The 26,325-nt window shown below is 69.6% G+C and carries 13 protein-coding genes; 11 read left to right on the forward strand and 2 right to left on the reverse strand.

What is annotated here, in order from left to right; genetic code table 11:
- Nucleotides 1-50: 50 nt before the first annotated feature.
- Nucleotides 51-1,007 (reverse strand): tyrosine-type recombinase/integrase, encoded by a 957-nt coding sequence (locus tag DXK32_RS16365; RefSeq protein WP_114859488.1) that lies wholly within the window; start codon nt 1,005-1,007, stop codon nt 51-53.
- 247 nt (nt 1,008-1,254) lie between these two features.
- Nucleotides 1,255-1,605: a hypothetical protein gene (locus DXK32_RS16370; RefSeq protein WP_162801202.1), complete on the reverse strand. Its 351-nt coding sequence runs from the start codon at nt 1,603-1,605 to the stop codon at nt 1,255-1,257.
- Between the two features lie 557 nt (nt 1,606-2,162).
- Here DXK32_RS16370 and DXK32_RS32190 point away from each other — a divergent pair.
- From DXK32_RS32190 to DXK32_RS16430, 11 genes are all read left to right on the forward strand, one after another.
- Nucleotides 2,163-4,292, forward strand: a complete 2,130-nt coding sequence (locus DXK32_RS32190; RefSeq protein ID WP_162801203.1) for a hypothetical protein — start codon at nt 2,163-2,165, stop codon at nt 4,290-4,292.
- Between the two features lie 4 nt (nt 4,293-4,296).
- Nucleotides 4,297-5,517 (forward strand): AAA family ATPase, encoded by a 1,221-nt coding sequence (locus DXK32_RS16380; protein ID WP_114859491.1) that lies wholly within the window; start codon nt 4,297-4,299, stop codon nt 5,515-5,517.
- A gap of 4 nt (nt 5,518-5,521) precedes the next feature.
- Nucleotides 5,522-6,454, forward strand: a complete 933-nt coding sequence (locus DXK32_RS16385; protein ID WP_114859492.1) for a DUF58 domain-containing protein — start codon at nt 5,522-5,524, stop codon at nt 6,452-6,454.
- A complete protein-coding gene (locus tag DXK32_RS32195) occupies nt 6,451-8,061 on the forward strand; it encodes a VWA domain-containing protein (protein WP_162801204.1) in 1,611 nt (536 codons plus the stop codon). The genes DXK32_RS16385 and DXK32_RS32195 overlap by 4 nt, the downstream gene beginning before the upstream one ends.
- Nucleotides 8,058-10,685, forward strand: coding sequence for a vWA domain-containing protein (locus DXK32_RS16395; protein ID WP_162801205.1), 2,628 nt, complete (start codon nt 8,058-8,060; stop codon nt 10,683-10,685). Before DXK32_RS32195 ends, DXK32_RS16395 begins: the two co-directional genes overlap by 4 nt.
- Complete coding sequence (locus DXK32_RS16400) at nt 10,682-11,566, forward strand: hypothetical protein (protein WP_114859495.1); 885 nt, start codon at nt 10,682-10,684, stop codon at nt 11,564-11,566. Before DXK32_RS16395 ends, DXK32_RS16400 begins: the two co-directional genes overlap by 4 nt.
- 16 nt (nt 11,567-11,582) lie before the next feature.
- Complete coding sequence (locus tag DXK32_RS16405) at nt 11,583-12,608, forward strand: AAA family ATPase (RefSeq protein WP_114859496.1); 1,026 nt, start codon at nt 11,583-11,585, stop codon at nt 12,606-12,608.
- Between the two features lie 1,572 nt (nt 12,609-14,180).
- On the forward strand, nt 14,181-16,424 hold the full coding sequence (locus DXK32_RS16415; protein WP_162801206.1) for a hypothetical protein: 2,244 nt from the start codon (nt 14,181-14,183) through the stop codon (nt 16,422-16,424).
- A complete protein-coding gene (locus DXK32_RS16420) occupies nt 16,421-16,888 on the forward strand; it encodes a hypothetical protein (protein WP_114859499.1) in 468 nt (155 codons plus the stop codon). The genes DXK32_RS16415 and DXK32_RS16420 overlap by 4 nt, the downstream gene beginning before the upstream one ends.
- On the forward strand, nt 16,885-18,249 hold the full coding sequence (locus DXK32_RS16425; RefSeq protein ID WP_114859500.1) for a hypothetical protein: 1,365 nt from the start codon (nt 16,885-16,887) through the stop codon (nt 18,247-18,249). Before DXK32_RS16420 ends, DXK32_RS16425 begins: the two co-directional genes overlap by 4 nt.
- Entirely contained in the window at nt 18,246-26,297 is an 8,052-nt protein-coding gene (locus DXK32_RS16430; protein ID WP_162801207.1) for a hypothetical protein, read from the forward strand. The genes DXK32_RS16425 and DXK32_RS16430 overlap by 4 nt, the downstream gene beginning before the upstream one ends.
- Nucleotides 26,298-26,325: the final 28 nt, after the last annotated feature.

Here is a 26,325-nt window from a genome sequence, read left to right on the forward strand (position 1 = left end):
CTCGCGGTTACGAAAACCCAGTTCGTCGGCTAGGGTTCGAGAATTATTAGTTATCCACCTCCTTTCATGCGGGCGGCGGCCCGGCCGATCGCCGCCTTCAGGCTCGTATCAGTGACCGCAGTATAGATCTCTGTGGTTGATATACTCTGGTGGCCGAGCAGCCTCTGGACGAGACGGATGTCCAGGCCGTTTTCCAGCAGGCGCGTCGCCGCCGTATGGCGCAGCATGTGCGGGGTGATCCGGCGGACGATCCCCGCGTCCACCGCCGTTTCGCGCAGGAGGGACCGGACGAACTGCGTCGTACCGGGGGCGCCGGAGGCCGTTATCACGAACCCGTCATGCGCGCCGCGCCGTGCCGCGGTGGCCGTGCGGTAGGCTGACACCAGGGCCGCCGTTTCGTCATCGGGCAGGAAGACGCGACGCTGCCGGCTGCCCTTGCCCATGATGGTGATGACGCGCTCGATCAGGTCGATGTCTGGCACGCGGATGCTCACCAGTTCACCGACGCGCAGACCCGTGCACAGCAGCACCTCCAGCACGACCAGCGCGGTGAAGGCATTGGGGTCGGCGCGCTTGGCAATCCGCAGCGCCTTGGCCTCGGTAATGCGGCCCGACAGGCCGACGCGGTCCAGGGCGGTGCGGCACAGCCGGCGCACCTCGTCGTCGGTCAGGTTGCGCGGTAGGCGCTTGGGCAAACGGATGCGCGCGTCCAAGCGGTGAAAGGGACTGATCGGAATGACCTCGTCCAACTCCAGCCAGCGGAACATCACCTTCAGGCAGGCGATGCGACGCTTCACGCTGGTCTCCTTCAGGCCGCGGGTCTCGAACAAGTGGCTGAGGTAGCGGCGCAGCAGCTGACGATCGATGGCAGCGACGGAGATGCCGGGAGCGGCAAAGCGCTCGAACTCCTTCAGGTCGATGGCGTAGGCGCGCAGGCTGTGCGCCGACAGGTTCTTAGCGACCCGGCAATAGGCGAGGAAATCGGCGCAGGCAGAGGCGACATTCATGGATGACCATCCGGGAGCACGAGCTCAGGGCGTGGCGCCACGCCATGGCCGGGCAAGGACGTGTTTCCTCGCAAGACATGCATTCGTGTGCCAATGATGACGACGGATGATTAGAGCACCAACGAATCGCGCGCAAGGCCAAGCCTCCGCTTCACCAGCCCCGTTGGGCTGTGGCGTACCGACGGACACCGGCAGAACTTCGGGTTTCCATGTGGTAAGCTGATTGCCCGCCACCCTGGCTCGGTCGTCAAAGGGCTCCCGTCGCGAGCATGAGCACCGGTTGCTCCTGCCTGTTTATCAGCATGTCGATCCAGACGGTTTCCGCCCCGCCGGCCTTTCTGGGGCAGGCGACCAGGATCACCCGGACGGGGGTCAGCGAATCGAACGCCGTTTCGATGCTGCGGTCGTTGCGCGGCTCCGTAGCGACGCCCTCCTCATCGAGGAGGCGAACAGTGCAACAACCCGACGCGACCGTCACATCCAATTGATCGCTGCGACGAGTCGGATGGCGTGACAACGGGCCGACGGCTCCAACAAGAGAGCCCGCGCGGCGAGCCGAAGAGAACGCTGGAAGGGCGTCCTCGGCGCCGGCCTGCACCTCCACTCCGACGCGGCGTAAGCCACCGAAGTCGCGCCTTCGAGCTCCATGCTCGATCTCGGATACCCGAACTCCATCCGCATCACTTGATCACCGGAGGGGTTGAAGCGGGCTATTGCCTCTTTTGACACGCTGCAATACGCGGAACCTGGGGCTTTCTGTGCATCAGTTTCGTTTGTGTAACAATGCCAGCGAACCCATTCAACCCCTTACAGCTCAACATACCGCGGTATTCATTTATTCAAAAGATATCAGCTGGTAGCGTATAGCGTTGCCTATTCCTTGTTTTCTCTCTTAATCTCCTCTCGAATTAAGAGAATACCAATGGAAGACCAAAAGGCTGGCTGTTCGTAGGCTGAACTGTGCAACACGTGAACCGAATTCTTATTTTCCATTTGTATGCTATGAATCAGCCACGCCTTATGAGGCTGCTCCGGCACAGTGTCCATTTCACCGGCTGGTTCGGGCAAGCGCGTTTTGTTGGAGCCGTAGCTGCCGGCATCTCTGCTGCCTACTTGGCAGCTGTTTTCCCGGCCGCCGTTGGGAGTTGGGGCCGGATGGTTTTGGTTGTCGGCTGGGCTTCGGCAACCCTGGCGGGGCTGACCGCCGCGCTGTCCTTTTGGCAGGCTCGCCGCCTCTGGCACCGTCGCGCCGGGAGTCCCGCCCGGGGCCTGCTCCGGTTCGGCCACGCTCAAAAAATCGGCTTTGCCGCCGCGGGCGCGACCTGGGCGCTGATGCCACTGACGTTGGCGCTGACGCTTCTGCGCTTTGCCGGCCCCCTCGAACCGGTGCTGGCCTTCGTCGCCCTCGCGTCGGGAGTGGGCGCCTATGCCCTGTCCGGTATCGTCGGGGGACCACCGGCCTGCGTTGCGCTTCTCGACTGGGTGGCGAAGCCGCGCTGGCCAACCGGACCGTGGGCTGATCAGGCGGCGCAGGGCCTTGTGGCGGCACACCGCCATACGGCGGCCATGGAATGGGACATGGGCAAGGTCGACCGTGGCCCGACACGCCTCGGCCGGCTGGTCGGCGCCGCGAGCCGCGGCTTCCAAGATGGGCCAGGAGCATGGCCTGCGGATCTGTCCGTCGGAGCGGAATGGGTGTTCGGCGACATACGCTGGCGTGCCGCAGGAACGCTGAAACTCTTGGCCGGAATGCTGCCGATCGTGGGACTGCTGCTGCTCGTCGGCTTTCCGGGCACGGGCTGGCTGATCCGCTTAGCGCCATTGCCGGATGCGGGAACACCCGCAATGGAGGACGCCAAGTCGCCGACCGCCTCGGAGCACGACCAGCCGCCCTCCCCTTCTTCCGGACAGGACGCGGCGAGCGGTTCAAGCGTCCAAGGCGAATCGAACCGCGGCGATGGAGCAGGGCAGTCCGGGACCGAGCCCGACGGCGCAGCGAATGGCGGGAACGCCGCTCCCCAAAGCCGGGGGAGCGGCGGTCAGGCTAAGGAAGCGCAATCTCAGAACGGTAATGGGACTGAGAACGGCCAAGGAACAGGCGGAAGCGGGCGCGCCGGTGGCGGCAACGCGGCCAACGGCAACGGTTCCCAGGGAGGAGGCGGCCAAGCGCAGGGCCACGGCGCTGGAGGCGGCGGTCAGTCCGACCAGAGCGGCGCCACTGGGGCGCAAAGCCGGACCGGCGACCAAGGTGGCGGTGGCAATCCCCCTGGCAACCCCACCGGACAGGGAATCGGCGCCACGCCGCAGGGCCAGACTGGAAACGCGAACGCCGGGGGAGCCGGAACGGCAGCGCAAGGAAGCACCCAGGGAAGCAGCGGCCAAGGAGCGGCGGGCTCTCCGAACACCGGCGCACCGACGCCACAGGGTGGCGGCTCGTCCTCACAAAGCGGTTCCGGACAGAATGCCGGCACCCAGAGTGGCGGAGGGCAAGGAAACGGGCTACCGGCCAATGGTGCCGCACAGCCCCAGGCCGGAGTCCAGGGCGCAGGCGGGACCGGACGCTCCGGAGAGGGTTCAAAAGCAGACGACGGCGCCCAGAAAGGCCAGCCCGGAAACAGCGCATCGAACGGCGGCGCTCCTGAACGAGGCGCGTCCGGCAACGCCCGGCAAACCGCATCCCCGCCGGATAGGGGCAAGTCCGATGACCGATCCTCCGGCAATCAAAGCGCCACTTCCCTGAACACGGGTGGGCAGACACCGGGCGGGCAAGGCTCGGGTGTCCGGAACCCAGGCGCCCAGGCGACGCCCGGCCGTGCCGGAAACGCCGGCTCCGGTGCGAAGGATGCCAACCCGACCGGAACCGGATCCGGCGCCCAGAACGGCGGTGCCGGAAGTGGAAAAGCCTCGGACGGTCATGTGCAGAGCAGCGCTTCATCAAAGCCGGGGATCGCTCCCGCCGAAGGGCATGTCGCACAGGGGGGCTCCAGCACGGGCGACATGACGGTCCGGCTCCCGGGATTCGGGCAAGAGCGTGTGACCGACGCGGAACCCATGCCGCCACTCCAGCGCTTCGACCCGTTGGCCGTTCCGCCGCCCGGCGCGGCGGCCACGCCAACCGTCACGATCGACCTGCCGGCGCTGCGGGGCGGCGCTTCCGCATCGGCGCGTGCGGACGGGCCGGCGCCCGCGGCCGGTGCGTTGCCGCGAAACAACGGTCCATCCCGGCTGCGAACGGAGCAGCCCTTGCCGGCGTGGGTCGGCCACATCATGGAAGGAGCACGGTAAATCCATGGACGGCCAGGGCAGTCCGGCGCTGCACCGGAACGATCTCGACTATGTCAAGGCGGTGCTCGACGGCGTCGGGCGCAGCATGTACGGGCTGGACGATGTGGTCCGCCTGCTGATCGTCGCGCTGTACGGGGGCGGACATGTGCTCCTGGAAGGAAACCCCGGTCTGGGCAAGACGCAGCTCGTCAAGACGCTGTGCGCCAGCCTGGGCTTCGGCGACGAGCGCTGGGGCCGAATTCAGTTCACCCCCGATCTGATGCCGGCAGATATCACCGGCACCAAGATGCCGGTGAACGGCGACATGGCGCATTTCGCCTTCCAGCCCGGGCCGGTGTTCCGCTGGCTGCTGCTCGCCGACGAGATCAACCGCGCAACGCCGAAGACCCAATCGGCGATGCTGGAGGCCATGGCCGAGCGCCAAGTCACCGTGCTCGGCGAAACCCACAGCCTGACGCCCGAAACATCGGTGAGCTACGGCGGCCGGTCGGGGATGTTGCGCCCGCCCTTCATGGTGCTGGCAACGCAGAACCCGATCGACCAGGAAGGCGTGTTCGATCTGCCGGAAGCACAGGCGGACCGCTTCATGTTCAAGATCCGCATGCCGTTCCCTTCGGCGGCGGTGCTGTCGCAGATCGTCCGCAAGGATGCCGGCCTGCCCGCGGCGAAGGCTGGCGGCGAATCCGCCAAGACCACCGGGAACGAGGACGAAGCCCTGACCCGCTTCGACCGCATCAGGCGCGCGATCCGGGCGCTGGACCCGCCTCCGGTGGTCTGCGACCACATCGTCAACATCGTGTTGGCGACCAACCGTGGGGCAGCCGCCGGAGCCGCCGGACTGGAACGCCGTGCCGCGGAGGAGTTGGACGAGTGGAGCCGCCGGTACATCGAATACGGCGCCGGCCCCCGCGCCGCGACGGCGCTCATGCTGGGCGCGAAGGGCTGGGCCGGGTTGTTCCTGGGCGGTGCCGACCAGGCGGGCGCCGCCCTGGCACACATCGCCCTGCCGGTGCTGCGCCACCGTCTGAAGCTGGTGTTCGACTGGGAACGCCGTTTCGAGGAGGACGCAAAGAAGCGCTACCGCGAAGCGCCGCTCGGGCGGGACAACCGCCACGACGCCCTCCTCGCGGATCTGGTGCTGCGCACCGCGCCGGCCGAGGCCGGATACCGCGATCTCGTCCGCCAGTCCCTGCGCGCCCACGGCGCCGTCCTGCCCGACCGCTGACGCCATGGCCGCCCCTCCGCCCTTCCCTCTCGACCCGGCACAGCTCGACGCCTACCGGCTGGCGACCAAACGCCGCCTGCCGGCCGGTCAGGTTGGGGGGCATCTGCGGCGCAAGCAGGGGCAGAGCCTGGAGTTTCGGGAACACCGTCGCTACCTGCCCGGCGACGATTTCCGCCACATCGACTGGCGCGCCACGGCGCGGTTGGGGCCGCAGGCCGATCCGCTGGTGCGCACCTACGCGGCCGAGCAGCGCCTGACCATCGCGGTGTCGGTGGACACGCGGGACACCATGTGGCTGCCAGCACAGGGCCGCAAGCTGGACATGGCGCTGTGGCTCGCCCACGCCATCGCTTCCGTGGCCCTGGCCTCGGGCGACCGGGTCCTGCTGCATCGGCTGTTCGGGAATGGCCAGAGCCTGGAAGAGTTCGTCGGACGGCACCTTCCGCCCCGCGCCGTCGACTTTCTGGCCTGCTCCGCCGTCACGGCGGGGGACGCCTTCGACGGCGAAGCCCTGCACCGCCGCCTGCCGCCGACGTCGGTGTGGATCGTCGTGTCGGATTTCTATTTCGAGGACGCCGAGGGGCGCTGGCGGGACCTGCTGGCACGAGCGCAGGAGGGATCACGCTGGGTCATCCTGGTCGAGCTGGACAGTTGGCCGGCGGAGCGCGCTCTTCTCCAAGGCCCGACGCTGGTTGACGGGCCGGGGCTGGCTGCCAGCCCCCTGCGCCGCGACATCGACGACGCCCAGGCCGATGCCGTGGAACGCCGGTTGGCCGCCCACACCAAAAGCCTTTGGGAGCCGGTACGGCTTGGCGGGCTCGACCATGTCCTGTGGCGCTGGCCGGCCGAACCAATGGCCGACCGCGGAGCCTCCTTCTTCGCGGAGCGGTTCTTTGCTGAACCGGTGCTGGCCCGTCTGTTCGCGAGGCGCGCATGATCACGGCCATCGCCGGCATCGCCGCGGCACTCGCGGCACTCGTCGCCGTCTACATGAGCCGGCCGCTGTTCCGAAAGGTCGAGGTCTCCTCCGCCCGCTTTCTAATGGACTTGCCGGAGCCGACCGCCGCCAGGCGGCGCTGGTCGCCCGCCCTGCCGCTGCGCTCGCTGTCGTTCTGGCTTCAGGTGGCCGTGGTGGGCCTGCTTCTGGCCGCCGCGTTGCTGGAGGCGTGGCGGGTGGCCGGCGTGGGGGGCGCGCGGCTGGGCGTCTGGCTGCTGATCGACACATCCCACAGCATGACGACGCGTCAGGGAGGCGGGATGCGCTTCGATCTGGCGCGCGCCGCGGTGGAGCGGGCGATCGACCGAGTGTCCGTCCAGGCGGCCGGGGAGGCGCCGTGCTTCCGCCTGTCCTCCTTCGACCTGCGGCGGGTCGAGTGGCTGGGCAGCGGCACCGCGGACGCGGCGCGCGCGGCGATGGCCGGGCTGCGCCCCCGGGCGGCGGGCACCGATCTGTCCGCCGCAATGGGCGCCCTGTCGGCACCGCCACCGGAAGGCTGTCCGATCACCCATGTGGTGGTGGTGACGGACCGTCCCGTACCGGCGGTGCCAGCGGACACCGACCGGTCCCTGGTCTGGATCGACGTGGGCCAACCGGTCGACAACATCGGGATCGATGGGCTTGAGGTGCAGCGCGACCCCTTCACCGGCGCCGTGCGGGAGGTGGTGGCGGCCATCACCGCCTGGGGCGCCCGCCCCGGAGACGCCCGTGCGGTGGTGTACGGCCCGGATGGACGGCCCGTTGCGGAACGCCGCGCCGCCTGGTCGCCTTACGGCCCCTGGCGGGTCGCTTTCGAACCGGATCGCCCGGGAACCTACCGTATCGCATTATCTCCCTCCGGGGCCTACGATGGAGACGACGCTGTCGAGCTGGAGGTCGGTACCGGCAACACCCTGAGCGTGGACTGGCGGCTCCCGGACCGGCGCCTGCCGGACCGGCTGGGCTGGCCGTCCAACACCGGACGGCCCATGCTCCGGGTGGTGGGCGACCCTGGGCAAGCCGGACCCGAGCCGACCCTCGTCGTCGGGCCAGGCTACCGGAGCGGCGCCTCGCGGGTGGATCTCTTCGCCGACCGTCACCCGATGCTGGCGGGGCTGAATTTCGACGTGCTCGACGACGCCGGCATGTCGGCGGCACGACTCCCCGATGGATTCCGCATGGTCGCCGCCGACGCGGCGCGGCGGGTCTGGATCGCCGCACGGGAAGCACCACGGACCGCCTACATCCCCGGGCTTCCGTCGGCGGGACGCGGCCCGCTTGACGACGCGTCCACCCTGCTGTTCTTCAACGCGGTGCGCTGGCTTCTGGCGGACCAGCCGGTGGCGGTTCCGGGGCGGTGGCTGTCGCCGGACGGAACGGCGATCGACGCCCCATCCGGCGAAGGCTATACGGGCGGCGAGCCGCGATCCCACGGCACCCTGGACGACCTCGCACCGCGGCCCGCCGGCACGGCGCCGGAGCCGGTGTGGCCATGGCTGGTTCTGACCGCCGCCTTGCTGTTCGCGGTGGAGCGGGTTCACGCCGCCGTTCGCTGGAGGACGGCATGAACTGCTTTGTCCCCGACCTCGTCCTGGTACCCGGATTCGGCTGCGACGGCGGCGGCTGGGGCGGCGTGCTGGCGCTGTGGTGCGCCGGAATCGCGCTTGTCGGCTCCACTTTCCAGTCCTGGCGAGCCCGACGCAGCCTGCGGATCTGGCGGGCGGTGGCCATTCCCCTTCTGACCGCGCTGGCGGGATGGTTCCTCGCCGTCGCCTCGACCGGCCCTTGGCTGAGCCAGGGCACGGAGCAGGAGGGCCGACACATTGCCGTCGTGGTGGATGCATCGGCCAGCGCGCGGCGCACGCCCGACCAGCTCTCCAACACCTTGCACCGGACGGCGGAGCGGCTGGGCGAAGCGTCGCGCAACAGCCAGACCCTGGACACCGCCAGTGTTCTGATGGTGGCGGACGGAGCCACGGAAGTCCGCCACCGGCTGCCACTGGCCGGTCTGGCCGGCGCCCTTCCCGGTCTCGCCGGAGCGGCGGGACCGGCGGATGGGCAAAGCGATTTGGCGGCGGGGATCAGGGCGGCGGTGCGGCAGGTCCAGGCGGCCGGCGGTGGCGGGGCCGTGCTGCTGGTGTCCGACGGGCTGGAAACGCGCGGGGACGCCGTCGGCGCGGCGCTCGACGCCGGCCGCCTGGGCATTCCGGTGCATACGATCCCGGCAGCGAGCCCCGCGCCGGGCATCGGGCTGGTGGCGAGCCATCTGCCCCCACGCGTTGCCGCCGGGTCGCCCACACGGCTGCGGCTGGTCATCGCCAACCCGCCCGGCCGGCCGGCGACCTTCCGCCTGCGCTCCTGGCTCAACGGCGAAGGGCGCAGCGGCGAGAGCGGCGGCCGGGCTGCCCCCGCCGAGACGCTCGCCAGCGTTCCGCCTGGCGCCACCGGAACCGCCACCCTGCCTCTCGAATTCGCGGGCCGTGGCCTGCAGTTCGTCGATGTGGAGCTGGCGCCCGCCGACGGTGGCCCGGCGCAACGCCGGCGCCTGTACACGCAGGTCGACGCGCCGGTCCGCATCGCGGCGATCGGGCCGGCGCGCTGGCTTGACGGTCTGCCGACGGAAACCTACCGCGTCGAGCGTCTGGCTGATGGCGCGGCCTTCGATCCCGGCGACCTGGACGCGGTGGTGATCGATGGCGTCCCGGCGGAACGGCTGTCCGCCGGACAGGCGGAACGCATTGCCGCGGCGGTCCGGGACAAGGGGGTCGGCTTTCTTCTGGTGAACGGCCCGCAGCGCGGCCGCGGCGAGGACCCGACGGTCGTCATGGGCTACGAGGCGACCGCACTCGATCCGCTGCTGCCGGTGACCAGCAAGCCGCGCGAGGAGATGATCGAGCCGCCCGGACGGCAGGTCGTCATCATGATCGACACGTCGGGCTCCATGTGCGGCACGCGCCTGCAACTCGCCCAGGAACTTGCGGCGCGCATCGTGGACCAGTTGCGCGCCCGCGACAGCCTGACCATCACCGCCTTCGCCAGCGGTTTCCAGGACATCCTGCCCGGCGCCGTCATGGGGGTGGATGGAAAGAGCCGCGCCCATGCCGCCATCGGTTCGCTGGCCTGCGGCGGCGGGACGGATCCGAACGGCGCGCTGCAACGCCTCGCCTCCAAAGACGGGCGGCAATGCGGCCTGTTCTTCATCAGCGACGGCGAATTCAACCTGAGCGCCCGGCAACCCGGATGCATGACCACCGTCTTCGCCATCGACCAGACGGTCAGCACGGTCAACCGCGGCATCTTCCAGCTGGGCGAGGTCCATTTCCTGAATCGGAAGGGTGAAGCCTCCGGCTTGCGCCTCGGCTTCTTCAACCCGGAGAAGCGGAACAAGACCTTCGAGCCCGGACGTTACCGGCCCGACCTGCTGATGCCACAGTCCGGCCTGCTGCCCAACCCGCCGGACGAGCTCGACGGCAACGCGGTGTCCTTCCCGCGGGAGCGGGTGGAACTTGCCGCCACGCGGCCCTACCCCGTCGATCCGGTGCTGGCCTTCCTGGACAGCGGGGCGGGGACGGCGGGGGCCTTCACCACCGACGTGCCGGGACACTGGGCACGCGGCCCGGGCGCGGGCGCGGTGGAGGCGTGGATGGAGCGGCTGGTCGCGTGGCCGCAGCGCGACCGCTACGTTTTCGATCTGGTCGAGGACGAGGGGCTCCCGACACTGCTGGTTTCGCTGACCGTTCATGACGGCCGGGTCCCGCTGGTCGAGCACCTGTCCGCGAGCCTGCGTGGGTCCGCGACCGGCGATATGCCGTTGCGCAGCGAAAAGGACCCCGCGGCCTGGGGCCAGTTCCGCATCCGCCTGCCCGAGACGGCGCAAGCCGCCTCCGGAATCCTGGTGCTGCGCGAAATCGGCCCCGGCGCGCTGGATCGGGAGCAGCGCATTCCCATCCGCCTCGGCACCCGCGATCCGAGCGGACCGGCGGCGGGTTCCGAGCACTGGAGCTTCGGTCTCAACGCCACCCTGTTGCGAGCGGTTTCCTCGGCCAGCGGGGGAACCTTCGATCCGCCGCCGTCCGTGCTTGGCGGGGCGCCGCCGCAGCCTCCGCTGGCCGTTCCGCTGTGGCCATGGCTGCTCGCGCTCGCGGCCCTCCTCTATGTGTCCATGATCGCCCTGTGGAGGATCGGCCGGTGACGGACGAAGCCCTGCTCATGAGAAAGCGGCTTGCTCCCTCGGGCACGCCGCAGGGTCCCGATGCCGGCCCCCTCCCCTTCGTCCACGGATTGCCGGGACCGGGAACGCCGCTTCTGCCGTTGGCAGCCGATCTGCGCGCGAGGGTGCTGGCCGCGCTGGACGTGGCGCTCGGCCTGCCCGCGGCACCGTCGGCGCCCCTGCCCGCTGCGCTCGACCAGCTGATGAAGCCGCCCGGCGTCAAGGCAAAACATCTCCAAGCCATTTGGGCACGCCTGATGGGACGGCTTCGCTTCGTGAAAAAGCCGCCGGGTGCGCCGATGCAACTCCTCGCCGTGCATGCGGCCTTCCGCCAGCGTCCCGCGCAGGCGGCGGGTAAGGGCGTCTACATGCCCGTCGAGAACTGGGCGCTGCTCGCGAGCCTCGCGTGGGACGACCTTGCGTTCCGCCACGCCGTCGCCAAGCGGGTGCTGGCGTTCCTGAGGGAACGACATCTCATGCATCACGGACCGGGGCCCGCACCGCGGCTCTCTCCGGAAACCTGCTGGCTTCTCCTTGCCGCCGAGACCGGCCCGGCGCGAAGGCGCTGGTGGATGCTGGGCCCGGCGCGGACGCGGGCGCGCCGTGCGGAGGTGGTCCACCGTCTGGCGTCCCTTATGGCGCTCAGCGCCAGCGGGTGGGCGGGATTCTGGGATCAATGGGTGCTCCTGCATCTGCTCGGCAACGTCCCGGACCTGCCCGGCCGGCTAAAGCCGGAGCTATCCCAAGCCCTCGCCTCACTGCCGCTGGCCGTGGGCGGCCAGGGCGCCAACCCGCTGGCGCATCCCGATTGGACACAGCAGTGTCCGGATTGGCTGCCCCTCGCTTCTTCCCCACCCACTTGACCCATCGGCGGCCGACATGCTCGAACCCAACGCGATCAGCGCCATCATCAAGGCCCATGAAGGCACGTTGAAAAGCCTCCTGCATGTTGAGGCGATGCTCAATGCGCGCTTCATCGGGATGGACACCCACATCCGCGCGCTCATCCTGGCGGTCGCCTGCGGGGAGCCCCTGCTGTTGGTCGGGCCGCCCGGAACGGCCAAATCGCGCCTCATCCGCGCCTTTTGCGGCACCATCGGCATCTTCGACGAAGACGACCCGGCAAAGCGCAGCGACGGCTATTTCGAATATCTGCTGACCCCCTTCACGGAACCGGGCGAGCTGTTCGGGCACTACGATATCGCGGCGCTGCACGACGGGAAGGGCATGATCCGCTTGGAGCAGGGGATGATGCAGAACGCCAAGGTCGTCTTCCTGGACGAGGTGTTCAACGCGTCGAGCGCGATCCTCAACTCCATCCTTTCGTTCATGAACGAACGGTTGTTCCACGATCGGGGCGAAATCCGCCGGGCGCGGATGCGCTGCATGTTCGCGGCGACCAACGATGTGCCGCGCGGCGGCGAGCTGCGGGCGGTGTACGACCGCTTCGTGCTTCGGAGTTGGGTGGAGAACGTCAAGGATACGCCGGACGACATCGGCGGCCTGATCCAGCGTGGCTGGCAGGAAACCTACGGCACGCACCGGCACGAAAACCTTGTCCAGCTGCTCGACAACGTCGAGAAGCTCCGCGCCGACATCAGCCGCGCCACCAAACCAGGAGATGGGAAGCCCCCCGCGAACAAGGCGCTGTTCGGAAACCTCGCCCATCTCGTGCGGACGGCGCGGCAGTACAACGCCAGCGCCGTCTCGAACCGGCGTCTGGTCAAGCTCAGCTACATCATGACGGTCCACCGCATGCTCCGCGCCGTCCAGGAAGGCCAGACCGCGGGCAAGGCCCCGTCCATCGGCCGTCCGGAGCTGGCGCTGTTCTGGACGTATTTCCTGGACGGCATCGATCCCATGGTGGTGCAGAAGCTCGAAAAACTGCCGTTTCCGATGGAGTGACAGCGGTGCAGGTGACCGTCTTCGCCCCCCGGATCTGGCAGCCGGCCCTGAACGCCGCATCGGCGGATCTGCCACCCCAGGCGGCAGCCCTCATGCGCGCCGTGGTCCGCCACCTCCATGACCGTCATGTGGGAATTGCGCCGCGCCCGGCCGCCCGGCTGGCGCAGACCTTGTTGCGCGACGGGCGCCCTGCCTCTCGGCCGCTCAGCGCGCACCGGAACGGCCTTGCCGATTGGACCGCGGCCGTGGAGCGGCTCATCGGCGGGCTCCTTCCCGACACGGAGCGCGACGGCGCCTGGACATCATCGGCGCCGGGGGTGATCCTTCCGGCGTCCGTCCCCTTCGCGCTGCTCGACCGTGTCGCCCTGCCGCTGGTGGCGGCGGCACAGGACCGGATGGGGCGATGCTGCCTGTTCGGCGGCGACGGGCACGAGTCCCCGCGGAACGGCGCGCAGCTTCTCACCGAATACGAAACCGAACAGGAAGGCACGCTCGCCGACCTGTGCACCGGCCTCGGGTCCAATCCGCCGCCCCTGTTCTGGAATCATCGCGGCACCGATCTGGCGGCGCTGTCGCGCCGGCTGGGAACGGGGGCCACTGCCGAGCCCCTGCCCGACGCGGACGCGGAAACCGTGGCGCTGCTGCTGCGGCTCGATCCGGCGCTCGGCCCAATGGTCCGTCCACCAGCGCACAGCCGGCGCCCGCAGCGCGCCGCTCTGCAAACCAGCGGCGTGCGCCCGCGCGAAGGTGGCGTGGCCGGCATCCGCACGACGCGGACCATGGACGACATCAATGACATGGTGACCAGCGAATTCACCAACCATCCACTGATCCTGCTCGACCGTCTGGTGAACAGCGGATTCATGGTGCGGCATCGCCCGCCGCGACGGCAGAACCGCCGCGACGTCCTGCTGGTCGGGGCGATGCCGTCGGGCAGCCGCGACAGCGCGGGGCGGTTGGCGAAGGTGAGCTGGATCGACACCATGGCCCGCATCGCCCCGCTGTTGCAGGACGCTGGATTGCCGCGCAGCGATTTCGCCTGGCTGGATGGGGACCGGCTGGGCGGTCTGGCCTGCGGGTTCGCCGGGCTGCCGCCGGGGCTGCCGCTTCCCGGTGGCGGGGTGAGCCTGACACCCGCGGAGCGTGTTCGGTTCACGTGGGCGCTCGACTGGCTTCCGGGGTTGCTGGACCGGCGCCGCGGCTATCCGCCCGGCCTGGAGCCGCCCGGCACCAGCCACGCGTCCGACGGCGTGACGGCGGGCAGCCGCTGGGCGGCGGGCGCGCTGGCGCACGCGCTGAACCGGAACGCGCCGGGTCCGGACGGCAACGGGCGCCCGCTGACACCCAGCGACTACGGTTTCGTCCACGTGATCGTCATGCTGCGGCGCCCGGCTTCGGGACTGGATGATGGCGAAGCCCGGTCCGCCGTTTTTGCCGCCACTCAGGCGTTGCGGCTGGAGAGCGGCAGGCGGCAGGCGGCAAGCGTCCTGTGGGTTCCCGAACGGATCGGCGACCGCGATAGCTGGATGATGTCCTTTGCGGAAGGGCCGCTCCGGCGCGTGGCGGAGATCCTTGTTTCCCCATCCGATGCCGCGCGGGGCGAACAGGCGCCGTCCGATCAATTGGACGCCGCCGACCCGAACCAAATCGCCGGCGGTCTGGTCGGCCTGTGGCTCACTCATCTTCAGGAGGCCATCCTTGGTGGCTGAACGCTGTTTCCTCATGCCCTCGCTGACCGCTACGGAGGCGTTGCAGGTTCTGGGGCCTCTCGCCCTACGGGCGGAAGCGGCGCGCACCGCCCGCCTGCGCATCCGCTTCGACGGGGACGGCTACGCCCGCATCGTGATCCCCGATCCTTTCGTGCAGACCGGCACACCGGCACGGCGAAAGCAGCGCGAGGAACTGTTCGAGGCACTGCGCGGCGCGGTCGCGGCTGTCCTGGCCGGCCAGGCCGACGATGAGGAGGCGCACCTCGATCCCGACGGAGATGGGCTCGTGGACGCCTTCGAAGCGGCCCCCCGGCTGCTCTTGGAGAGCGGCTGGCGCCGTGGCGGCGATCCTGCGGAGGTGATACCGGGCGAGGCTCTCATCCTCGTGCCGGCCACGGACGAGGAAACCGCCTGGGGCGTGTTCGACCGGTTGAATGCCCATGCCACCGCCGTGCGCATCACCGCGGCCCAGCCGGCGGATGGCCGGGAAGGCGGGCTTTTTCTGTTTCATGTGCGCGACGATGAGGCGCGCGTCTCCTCCTTCCAGGGACTGCGGGCCAGCGGCTATCTGGCCGCCACGCCGGTGCTGGAGGGGTTTTCCACCGACGGGCGCGTCGTCTTCCTGCCTCCGGACAACCCGCCGGACGCCAAGGCTCTCAAACCTTTCCTGCAGGTGTGCACAGCCCTTGCCGACCTAGGCGCGGGTGGCGAACGCGGCCCGGTCTTGGCGCTGACCGTCACCGAGGACGGTGACGGGCGCCGTTTCGATCTCTATCCGCTCAACCGCTTGCGCTACCGGGACAAGACCGCGCTGTGGCCGGGGGCCGGAACCGCGGACGGCAAGCGCGACATCGTGCGTGTGCACGACCTCGCGGCGTCCGAAGGAATGGTCGACGCCCTCGCCGAACGAATTCGGAATGCCGAGCCGTTAGTCGGTTATGAACTGGAACTGCGCGACGATTATCCGGGTCCGGGGGCGGAAACCGACCTGCTGCGGGTTCAAGAGAAGATCGCCTATTTCACGGAACTGGCCGCCTACCTGTCGGGGCTGGCCCGCCCGCAGCCCGTGCTGATGCGCTTCGCCGACCGTGATCTGCCGGCCTTGGCGGACGCCCTGCGCCGCTTTCCCCTGAAGGACCTCGACGACGGGCGCATCCGCTACGCGTTTCAGGCGACGGGTGCGGACGACGGGGTCCATTACCTGCTCGCCGCGCCGGACGAGACGGCGCCCACGTCCCCCTTGCCCGAACCCTTCTGGCGCGACCGGTTGGAAGCCGGGCCGATGCTGTTCCGCGTCGATCCGTTTTTCGCCCGCTTCTACGACAGCGCCCGTCCCCGCAGCCTCGTCTTCGTGCCGGAACGGGCCGCGCTGTTCCCCCCGTTGCACAGTTGGGATCAGGCGGACATTGATTCCTATTTGCGAAACACCCTATCCGGCTGGTTCCACGGCGAGCGCGGCGCCCAGGCCATTCCCGCCGATCCCATCTACCTCTTTCGTCACGACTCCCAAGGAGCGGTGGTGGTCGAGGTTCTCGACATCGCCGCCTTCGTGCCGGTCCGCCAGCGCATCGGCTGGCTGAACCGCAACCTGGAACTCCGCCACCGACTGGACGTCGAGAGCTTCATCACGGACCTCGCCGACCGGGCCGGACGGGCCGCCCTCGCCGACCGGGTCACCGCGGACGAGGAGCACGCTCTCGGCGCGTTCGAAGCCGCGGCCCGGCGCGCCGAACGCCACATCGGCGGCCAGCTTGAAGAACTGCTCAACCTGCTGGCGGAGGAGGCGGGAGAAACCGCGTCGCGCGCGCTGGCCGCTGCGGAAACGCTCGACCGCCTTCACCAGGACCTGGAGGTCATCGACGCCGCCGTGGCCGACCTGAAGCAACGCATGCACACGGTGGAGGCCGCCAGGACCACCCTTTTCAACGACCGGAAGAGCTTCGTCGAGGAGCGCGAGCGGTTGCAGCAGAGCGTGGTGGACGTGATCGAAAGCTCCGACGCGACGCTCGCGACACTGGAGAATTCCGTGAACGAGCGCATCGCCCGGCTCAAGGGAACCTACCGGCGGCTTTGCGCCACCCTTGACGAAATTCGGAGCGGCCAATGACAGACATGCAACGGCTTGGCTTTCGCGCCGCCACGGCCCGCCATGACGAGGTGATGCGGAGCGCCGGCCACCAACTGTCCGACAACGCAAACCGCGCCCGCACCCAACGGACGGAGGGCGTGGAAATGAGCGACGCCCTGATTGCCGATTTCAGCCAGTGGTCCGATGCAATCCGCACCATTCGTCAGCGTCTGGTGAAGGCGCACGAGAGGCTGGAGGCGGAGCGCGTCGCCGTGCACCATGTTGCCCGGCGCATTCGATGGTCGTGGCCGATGATCCAGTTGCGGTTCGTCATCGCCGTGCTTTGGATCCGAGTGCACATCGTGACGATCCTCGTGACAGCCCTGCTGTTGGGAATCGGCATGGCGGCAACCGTCTATCGCCAGGACATCGGCAATGCCTTCCACACCGCTCAGACGTACGCGGGTGAACTCTTCGGCGGCAAGGCCAAGGGGACGCCATGAGCGATGCGCCCCTCTCCGCACCGGCTCCGGCCTCCCGCTACCTGCGCCCGCTCAGGCCCGCCAAGGACCCGGCCCTTTCCGGCCGGCTGGCCCGCCGCTGGTGTCTGGTCGCGTTCATCGGCGGAATGCTCGGGGCGCTGGCCTATGGAACGCGGGCGCGCTGGTTTTCCTTCGACGGTCCCGGCTACGTCGTCTACTGGCTGCACGACGCGGCGTATCTGCCTCTGAAGGGACATCTGTGGACGGCATGGCTCCCCCTGTCGCTGGTGCCGTGGACGGTGGCCGCGCTGCTTCTGGGGATCGCGCTGGCCGGGTACCTGTCCGGCAGGCCGTTGCTCCGCGCAGCACACATGAAAGCCACCCGGTTCGCGCTGGCCAGCCCGACCGGACGGAAAATCCTTGACCGCTGGCACGCGGTTTTCGCGCGCACCCGCTTCCGCGCCCAGCATCTTGAACAGGTGCTGGAGGAGGAGCGCGCCGATCTGCTCGACGTCATCGACGGGGCGGAGAATGGTCCGCCCACCGGCACGCTCGTCACGCGGCTGGCCGCGCTGGCCCGGCTGTCCGCCGCATGGCGCCTGCGGTGCGGCGGCGGTGACGGTGACGCCGTCCGGATGAGCGTTTCGGCGGATCTTTTGGAAACCATCCTGCGCATCGACGTTGCGGCAAGCGCTCCGGAAAGCCGTTGGGCATCGGGCAGCGAGTCGTCGAGCGGCGGCATGGCCGCGCCACCCGTCCGTGCTGCCGTCGGCAATTTGGCAGCGGTGCTGGAAGCCCATCTCGCGACTTACGCGGACCAGCCGGCCGAAGATCCGTTCGCTCCCGCCGCCCTGGCCGGAGAGGCGGGCATTCTGGTGCGGGCGCTGACGGCCCGCATCGCCATGGGACGGTCCGCGGAGGCGGACCTGCTCAGGCCCGTGGCGGCGGCGGTCATGGAGCGGTGCAACCGCTTGAACGGCATCCGGGCAGCGGCGGAGCGTCGCCTCCGCGGTCATGGCAATGATGCGCCGGTGCCCGAGGCTTCCCTGCCGGCTTCCGGCCGTCTGGCCCTGTGGATCGCGCTTTCCGTCGCGCGGGAGGCCGAGGCACCCGACCTTGCTCAAGCCACGCTGGACAGCCTGTCGGGCCTGGATTTTGCCCGCACCCTCGGCTTGCCGTCACCGGCACGGCATTTCGCCGACATCTGGCTCGCCGAGGCTCCGGACCTACCGCACTGGCGCATGGCGGCGCAGGTTATCGGGGCGGCGCAATCCATCGTCCTGGATGGCGACTCCCTGGCTGACCCCGCCGACCGCGAGCACCTGAACGAGCCGATGCACCGCCTTGCCTGGACCGCGGGCATCCCGGAGACGACCCGATGACCGAACGCCCTTTCCTGCCCCTCTTTCAGGCTTGGAGGCGCGCCCGCGTGCAGGATGCCACGACCGCAGCGCGCCGCCTTCCGCTGAGAAGCCGCGCCGACGCCGTGTTCCTGACCGTCGCGGCGGTGGTGACCGGTTCGCTCGGCCTCACCGTCTATGGGGGAATGGAGGCGGCACGGCGTCTCGGCTGGCTGGACCCGCCTGTTGTGGCTCCGGTCCGCGATGAGCGGCTGCTGGACAATCTGCGCCGCGACCTTCCTGAACAGAAGCTGCTCGCCGCCGCTTGGCACGGCGACGAAGGGGTGTTGAGCATCAGCCAGTCCGGCGGGTCGGTGCATCGGTTCGATCCCGGCACCGGTCTATGGTCGCGCGAGACGCCGTCGAAGGATGCCCCCGCCCTGCAAAGCGATCTGGTGCAGATGCGGGCCGGTTGCGGCGGCGATCCCGCCGCCCGATCGGCCTGTGCCGATCCGGCTCCCTTGTGGGGCCTCGGCGAACGCGGCGCCCTGGTCCGCCGGCATGAGGGGACGTGGCGGACGCTGATCGGCGACAGCGCCTTCATCGGCAATGATGGGAAGCCGGTGGACGGCGAGTCGCTGACCGCCGCGGCCCTTTCCGATGATGGGCGCTGGCTCTTCCTGGGCACCAAGGCCCAAGGCGGCGGGCTTTACGATCTGAAGGAGCGGCGCTGGACAGCGCTTGGCGCCGCGCAGAACGCGATGCCGAACGGCCGCATCGAACGGGCGGTCTGGTGGCACGGGCGCTTCGCCGTCGGAGGACCGGGAGGGCTGGTCCTTCTCAGCCCGGACGCCGAGGAGCCGAACGCCGAACGGCCCGCGTCGCTGGACGGCGCGGTCGCCGACCTTCTGGTCGATGCGGACCGGCGGCTGCTGGTTCTTGAAAAGCGCGCCTGCGACACCGGGGGCGACGGTTGCCTGCGCGTGTCGGCGCTGCGGCGGCCCGGCGCCGGTCCCGAGTTCCTCATGGACGAGCGCAACCGCTACCCCGAACTGGACGCAGCCGGTCTGTTCTTCGCCGATCTGCATGGCAAAGTCCTCGTCGTCGCCGGCCAGAAGGGGGTTTTCGCCTACGATCCGGATGCGCGCAACTGGACACGCCTCGACGATCGCCCCGTCCGGACGGCGGCGCGCGAGCGGGGCGCGATCCTGTACGGATACAGCGGTGGAGCGGCCAGGGTCCTGGGCGGGAGGCTGGATCGCCGCTGGGATCTTCCCGGAAAGCAGGTCAGGCAGATCGTCGGTCTCGAGCGCGAACCCGCGGCGCTGACCGACGATGGAGACGTGTATTCACTGCCGTCGGCGGGAGAGCCGAAGGCCCTGTTCGTTCGCGGGGGCACGACAACCGATCCCAAGCGCTTCACCGCCGCCTTCGTCACCGGCGACCGTGTTCTGCTGACCGGGCCGCGCAAGGCGCTGCTCCACGACGTGCGCCAGCGCAGCTACACCGACATCGATCCGGGCGCCCTGCCCCCCTGGTTGACCGATGGGCAGACGAAAACGGTGATGGTGGGCACACAACTCTATGGGTTGGTGCCGCAGGGCAACGGCATGGCCGGGACGGCCTTCGACTTGGCCACCGCAGCCTCCGGCAGCGGCACCGCCGCCGGCACGACACCCACCGTTCCTGGCCCGGTCCGTCAGGCCCGCTCCTGGACCGGGGGGTCATTGGCGGTCATCGACGGCCAGGGCAGCCTGCGCAAGTTGGGAATTGGCAAGGACGAACCGCTGACCGGGGCCGCACAGCCGGCGCTCGACCGACTCCGGCTGCGCGACGTCGTGGACATCGGTGGATCGACCGTGATCGCCACCGAAACCGGAATCCGGACTTATGACCACGCCAAGCGTCAATGGTCAGATTGGGACGCGGTCAAGCTCGACGGCGGCGACATCCGCGGGATCGCGGCCAACGGACAGAATTTGCTGCTGCACACGGGAAAGGAGCGGCTCGGCCTGCCCGATGGGCGCGTCCTCATCGGCCGGGAACGGGTGACCCTGAACACGGGCGTGCTGAGCGATGCATGGCAGAGCGCCACCCTGCTGCATCTCGCGGGCCGCGGCGGCGTGGAGCAATACGATCTCGCTGCCAGAAGCGTCACCCGGCGCTGGAACGTGCCGGGCAACGGTCCCGTCGGGATCGTCGATCTGCTGAACGGCGAACCGCTCACCCTGTCCGAGGGTCGCTTGGCGGTCGGTGAACGGCCCATCGGGGCCAATGATGGCCGCGTCCTGTCGGTGTCCAGCGGTTCCGGCGCGATCCTGACGGTGAGGGAACAGAATGGCGGGCGTTACCTTCGCATCCATGACCCCCAGGCCCCTCTGGACACCGGCAAGGACCGTTGCCTGTTCCGCACGGCGAATGCCGGGGGCCGCGCGCAGCGGATCGTCGACGCGCGGGCGCTCGGCGACGGTTGGCTTCTGATCCTCACCGACGACGGGTTGCGCCTGTACAGCGAGTCGGCGCGAAGCTGGTATCCCGTACGGTCTCCGTCGAAGACGCCCACCAGCCTTCACCGTTTGGGGAACCACGTCGCCCTCGTCGCCGGCCAGCGCCCAGCGCATGTCCAGTTCCTCGCACCATCCGAAATCCTGCGGCCGGGAAGCTGCGCGACGGACGCCGTCCCCCTTCCCGACCGCTGGTTCGAGGTCAGCAGCATCAGCGTCGACGAGGCTTCCGGTGCGGCGGCGTGGCTGGCCGGCGACGGTGCGGTGCTGGCCTGGAAGGACGGCAACGTGACGCCGGTCCTGGCTTCGCCCCGCGCGGCGCCGCCAACCGACCAGATCCTGCGCGTTTTCCGGATGGGAGAACGGCTGGCTTTCGGCGTGCCGGACGGCCTCGCTCTGTACCGCATCGCCGACCACTCCTGGACACGGGTCCAATTGCGAGCGGCCAACGCCCCTCTGCGCGGCCTCGTCGACCTGAACGTCGAACCGGATGGAGCCGGTCAGGCCCTCACCGCGAGAACGGAGGACGGCCGGTCCTTCGCCGGTTCGTGGGACGCCCAAGCCGGCACGGTTTCGATGCAGGAAATCCAGACTTTGCGCGCACCACCCTTCGTCCAGCCCGGTTCAGCCATCGTGGACGTGGTGTCGGACGGCGGATTCTGGACGTTTCTGCTCGATGACCGGCTGAAGCGCTTCGATCCGGGCCAGCGCCGCTTCGCACCCGACATCCTGTTTCCGGTGACCGACCGGTCACGGGTGCTGGCCAAGCGCGGCGACCGGTTGGTGGTGGAGGAAGCGGGCGGGCAGGCTTGGTGGGTGGCCAAAGGCCCACTGCCGGCCAGCAGCGGCGACGCCGTTCCCGCCGATGCCGTGTTCGACCGTGTCGTTCCCGTGCCGGGCGAGCCGACGCTGGTCGCCGACAACGGCCGGATTCTCCGGTTGCGCAACGACGGCGCCGTCCTGGCCTGCCCCATTGGCGGAAACTGCAGCGAACTGGCTCCGGCGGCCCTCCCGCTCGACCCGGGGACGGTCAGGGCGGCCTATGAGATCGGGAACCTGGTGCTGTTCGAAACCGGCGCCGGGCGCCTCCTGTACGACCGTATCCAGCGCCGCGAGCGGCCGCTTCCGCCCGAGCTGACCGCGCTGGGCACGACCTCGGATGCTCTCCGCGAAGAGAACCTGCTGTGGCTGCGCGACCGGAACGGCACAGTGGTGACGCTCAACCGGGATGGCGCTGCCCGCAAGCAGGCCACCGCGGTGGACGCCCTGCTGCTCGACCGCGACCGCCGCATCTGGCTGAAGGGACCGTCGGTGGTGTTCGAGCGGGAACGCCTCCGCAGCGTCGCGGCCATTTTCGGCTTGGCGGACGGGGTCAATGCGCAGGTCCTGACCCTGGTCCCCGATGGCATACCGGCCCTGGTCGGCAGCGACCGGCGCCCGCGGGCGCTGAACGCCGGCCCCCCCGACGTCGGGCCGCCCCTGGCGCCCGACATCGATCTGGCGGCGGTCAGCGCCATCGTCACAACACCGCGCCGCGACGTCTGGTGGGTGAGGGTCCCGGACGGGTTGACCCGGCTGGTGCGCGGCACCTGTCCGCCGCCTCAGGCTTCCGCCGCAGCACCTCCGGTCGAGGCCCCGCCGCAAGCTCAGATTCCCGCTGGAAAAGCCGCCGTCAGCGCCGATGGCGACGCGTGCCTGGTCGCCGACGTGACGCTTCCGCTGACTGACTCCGCCGTAGTCACAGCGGTCGATGACGATCTTCCCACACGGCTGACCGTCCGGCTGGCGGACGGTGAAACCCTGGACACGCGGATGCGCGACAACCGGCTCGAACCGGCAAAATCGCGTAAGGACCGCTTGCCCGCACCCGCGGCCGCGGCGCCCGACGCCTGGGCGCAATGGCGCTCCCTCGTGGCGCCGCGTCCCGACGGCGTTCCATCCATCGCTCCCGCGGTAGGGTTCGAGGCGTCGGGTGCGTCCATGCGGATCAAAAGGGCGGGTGGGGATTGGCAGGATTTCAGCCTGCTCGTAAGGCGGCAGCCGGACTTGGTGCGGCCGCTCGACGCAGGCTGGCTGAAGTGGGACCGCCCGGCACGCCGTTTCCAGATTGCCGGAACCAGGACGACGGCGGCCCTGACGTCGGAACAGTTCATTCGTGACGGCCAGTTCATCTTCGCTGCCCCAGGCGTTGCGGTGGCCGATGTCGGCGGCACCCTGCGGGTCGCCAGCCGGTTCGGCATCTGGAGCTTTCCCGGCCCGGCCCTGAAACTGGACGGCCCGAATGTCCTGTTCGATCCACAGGATCTGCCAGCCCCGGTGGCCGCAGCGCATGGTCGGTTCCTGTTCGAGTCCGGCGGGGTGACCTATTCCGGCGGCGCCGCGACCCCCGACGACGACCGCCATACGGTGGCCATCGACGACGCGGTGTGGACCGAAAGGCTGCGCAAAGCCTCCGTATCGGTCGACATGAAGATCGTCGGACGGGCGCTGCCCGCGGGCGGAAACGGCTTCGCCTGGGACCGGCGGCAGGCCGTTGCGCTGGCCGACGGTACCCTGCAGGTGCAGACCGACGCCGGCATCCTGCGCGTCGACCGTCTGGCAAACGCCGATCCGGGCTGGTCGGGCCAGTTGCCGGTATCCGGGACAATCGTCGGGCGGGACGGAGGCGACCTGTTCCTGTCGGACGGTGGACGCTGGCTCCGCCGGTCCGGCGGGACATGGCAGCCGAGCACCTTAGACGCCGTGGCTTCGCGCGACGTGCCGACCAGCCAACCCTGGCAATGGCGCGTCACGCCCCAGGGCGTCACCGTCGCCGGCGTCGGTTTGGCTGCGGGGTCTCCGGTGTCGTTCCTGGACGATCAACTGCGAGCGGCCGCCTTCGATGGCGGGCGGCTCATGGTCGTCGATGCGTCCGGTCTCGCCATCGGGTCTCGCGATGCCGTGGCCGGGCGCGGTGCGCGCCACCAGGCTCCGGGCATCGACGTGGACAGCCTTCAACCGATGCGGCCGAAGCCCACGGCCCGTGACCTTCTGGCCCGTGGCCGCGATGGGCTTCACCGTTGGGACAGCTCCGGCGGGCGGTTCGTGCCGGTGGCGGACGTCGACAATCCGTTCCTACACCGCACCTTGATCGATCACCCACGGCTTCGGGCGGCGCTGCGCGACGGACGGGCCCTTGTGGAGCTGCGGCTGGACTCCCCGTCCGGTGGTGGGAACTGGGTGCCGCTTGCGCTGGACAACGGCTTTCCCTTCGACCGCGTCACCGGCATTCACGTCCAGGACGGGCGCCTGTTCGTGGGAACGGACGCCGGGTTGGAAGAACACGCGGACGCGGGCAGCACGGGTTTCGACTCCATCACCCGGCTGGTCGACCTGCGGGCCAGCGGAACCGCTCCCCCGGCGCCGGTGCAGCGGATGGGCGAACCCGCAACCCGGCCTGGAGTGCTGGCGGTGCGTTCCCCCGGGCGCTGCCTGGTCTTCGACGGACGGGGCTATGCCGACTGCGCCACGCCCGATCTCGCTGACCTCACCCGCCGGGCCACGACGCCCTGGTGGCAATGGCTGCGCGACGCGGCCGGGACGATGAGGGGCGAATACCGGGACGGCACCGGCCAGGGGCTGGGCCTGCCGGCCGTCATCCAAGGCGGACGCTTTCCGCATGACCGCATCACCGACATGGCGACTTGCAACGGACGGGCGGCCCTGCTGTGGGACAGCGGGCCGGTCACCGTGCAGGACGGTGGCGGCGTGGACCTGAACCGCCCGCTGCGCACGGCGGCGCTGCCCGCCCGCGATGCCGAACTGTACTGCCTGGAGCGTCCGGTGCGCGAACCGGGGTTGGACGTTCCCGCCGGGCTTTATTGGATCGGAACCCCCGATGTGAGGCGCTACGACTCCGGAGTTTGGCAGCCCTTGGCCGGCGACGCCGCGAAGGCTGCGGTCAGGATGCGCGCCGGACAGGGCATGCCGCTGGACCGCGAACGCCTGCGCCTCGTCCAGGACCGCCGCGGCGGCCTGCAGTTCCAGCACCGCCGCATCGGCGGCGCCTGGGAGGAGCTTGCCTGGAAGGACAACCGCATCGCTCTCGACGTGATCGAGCGGCTGACCCTGGTGAACGGCCAACTGTGGGCGGCGACCGCCGGCGGCTTCGCCACACTGGATCGCGCGCCGGACGGTGCCTTCCAGGTGGATCCCGACCGTCTCACCATCCTACGCGAACCGGCGGGAAACTGCCGCGTCACGGACCTGGAAACCGGCGCGGACGGTGAGACATGGGTCCGCTGCAACGCCGACACGCGCGGCGTTCACCGCGGTCGGCTCGACCCCCGGGTCGATCAGGCAGTGTTCCGGCCAGCCGGCACCGACCCTTTCGCCGAGCGCGACCTCGTACCAAGCAGCGCCAGCGGCGGCATTTGGTCTTGGAAGCTGACGGGGCATTCGGGAGGGCGGCCCGGCCAGCTCACCGGCACCTTCCGCAACGAGCCGGCCCATCTTGCCGGTGGCCGCTTCGGCTTCGACAGCCTGTCCCAAATCCGCACCTTCGTTCCGGGAACACTGGAGTTGCTGACCGAGGGCGTGGGTTGGTTCCGTGCGGGCGGCGGCGGGATCAGCCTGCAAGCCACGGCGCGCCCCGCGAACGACCGCATCGACCACCGGGGGGTTCGCCGGCTGACGGTTGCGCGGAACGAGGACGGCGACCCGCGGCTTTGCCTGGACCTCGGCCAGGGACGGGCGGCGTTGCTGGACAGCGGGCTTGCGGTTACGGCCCAGACCGCGGCGTGCCGTGACGACCTCGGATCGGACGGACTTTGGCGGTATGAGCAGGAGGCCGGCGGTCTTCACATCCATGCCCTCGACCGGCGCCAGCGCAGTGGCCAGCGGACACTGAAGGGCGGCCGCTTCACGGACGAGATCGCGATCGGCCTGCCGGTTCCGCAGCGCACGTCCGACGGCCGGATCGAACATCTGGTTCCGACCGTGGCGGGGGTGGTCGCGTTTGAGACCGACGCCGCGCCCAAGGGGCTGTATCTGCCGGCCTTCCCCGACCTGCCCCGCGCTTCGACGCCCGCGGTATTGGTCGCCGAAGCCGATGGCCGGATCGCCTACCTGGGCAAAGGCAGCTTGGTGACTCTGGCCGACGAAACCCAGCGGCCGCTTCCGTTGCCGCGTCTGCTGCCCGATTCCGCGAAACCCGTCGCGCTGGAAACCGGTCCTGGAGGCACGTTGCGCCTGGGATGGGAGGCCGCCGGCACCGCGGGGTGGACGCTGTTCGATCCGCGCGATCCGACCGGTTCTCTGGTGTCCACCGAACCCATCAACACCGCATCCTGGCGCGAGTATGCCGAATTGCGGGCTGCGGTCGGCAACGCCGAACCCAGCCTTCAAGTTGGTATTGCCGGACCGGCGCTCCGCCTTTCCTCGGGTTTCGGAAGCGCGACGCCACTGCCGCTGCCCGCAGTCGGCTTGCAGCGGGCCGTCATTCGCGCCGACCGTAGGATGTTCGTCGTCGGTTCCGGCGACGTCCTTGACATCGATCTGGCCGGTGCCCTGCGCGCGACCGCCCCTGGAGCCCGTGCCGGACATTGACGCAGCGGCGAGCAAGCGTGGTCGGGCC

The organism is Azospirillum brasilense (assembly GCF_003349955.1).
Classification (GTDB): Bacteria; Pseudomonadota; Alphaproteobacteria; order Azospirillales; family Azospirillaceae; genus Azospirillum; species Azospirillum brasilense_B.

Bases quoted from the DNA above. Each gene is read 5' to 3' on its own strand.
- DXK32_RS32195 (WP_162801204.1), top strand. From the start codon at position 6,451: ATGATCACGGCCATCGCCGGCATCGCCGCGGCACTCGCGGCACTCGTC.
- DXK32_RS16385 (WP_114859492.1), top strand. From the start codon at position 5,522: ATGGCCGCCCCTCCGCCCTTCCCTCTCGACCCGGCACAGCTCGACGCC.
- DXK32_RS16430 (WP_162801207.1), top strand. From the start codon at position 18,246: ATGACCGAACGCCCTTTCCTGCCCCTCTTTCAGGCTTGGAGGCGCGCC.
- DXK32_RS16395 (WP_162801205.1), top strand. From the start codon at position 8,058: ATGAACTGCTTTGTCCCCGACCTCGTCCTGGTACCCGGATTCGGCTGC.
- DXK32_RS32190 (WP_162801203.1), top strand. From the start codon at position 2,163: ATGGTTTTGGTTGTCGGCTGGGCTTCGGCAACCCTGGCGGGGCTGACC.
- DXK32_RS16405 (WP_114859496.1), top strand. From the start codon at position 11,583: ATGCTCGAACCCAACGCGATCAGCGCCATCATCAAGGCCCATGAAGGC.
- DXK32_RS16380 (WP_114859491.1), top strand. From the start codon at position 4,297: ATGGACGGCCAGGGCAGTCCGGCGCTGCACCGGAACGATCTCGACTAT.
- DXK32_RS16425 (WP_114859500.1), top strand. From the start codon at position 16,885: ATGAGCGATGCGCCCCTCTCCGCACCGGCTCCGGCCTCCCGCTACCTG.
- DXK32_RS16365 (WP_114859488.1), bottom strand. From the start codon at position 1,007: ATGAATGTCGCCTCTGCCTGCGCCGATTTCCTCGCCTATTGCCGGGTC.
- DXK32_RS16420 (WP_114859499.1), top strand. From the start codon at position 16,421: ATGACAGACATGCAACGGCTTGGCTTTCGCGCCGCCACGGCCCGCCAT.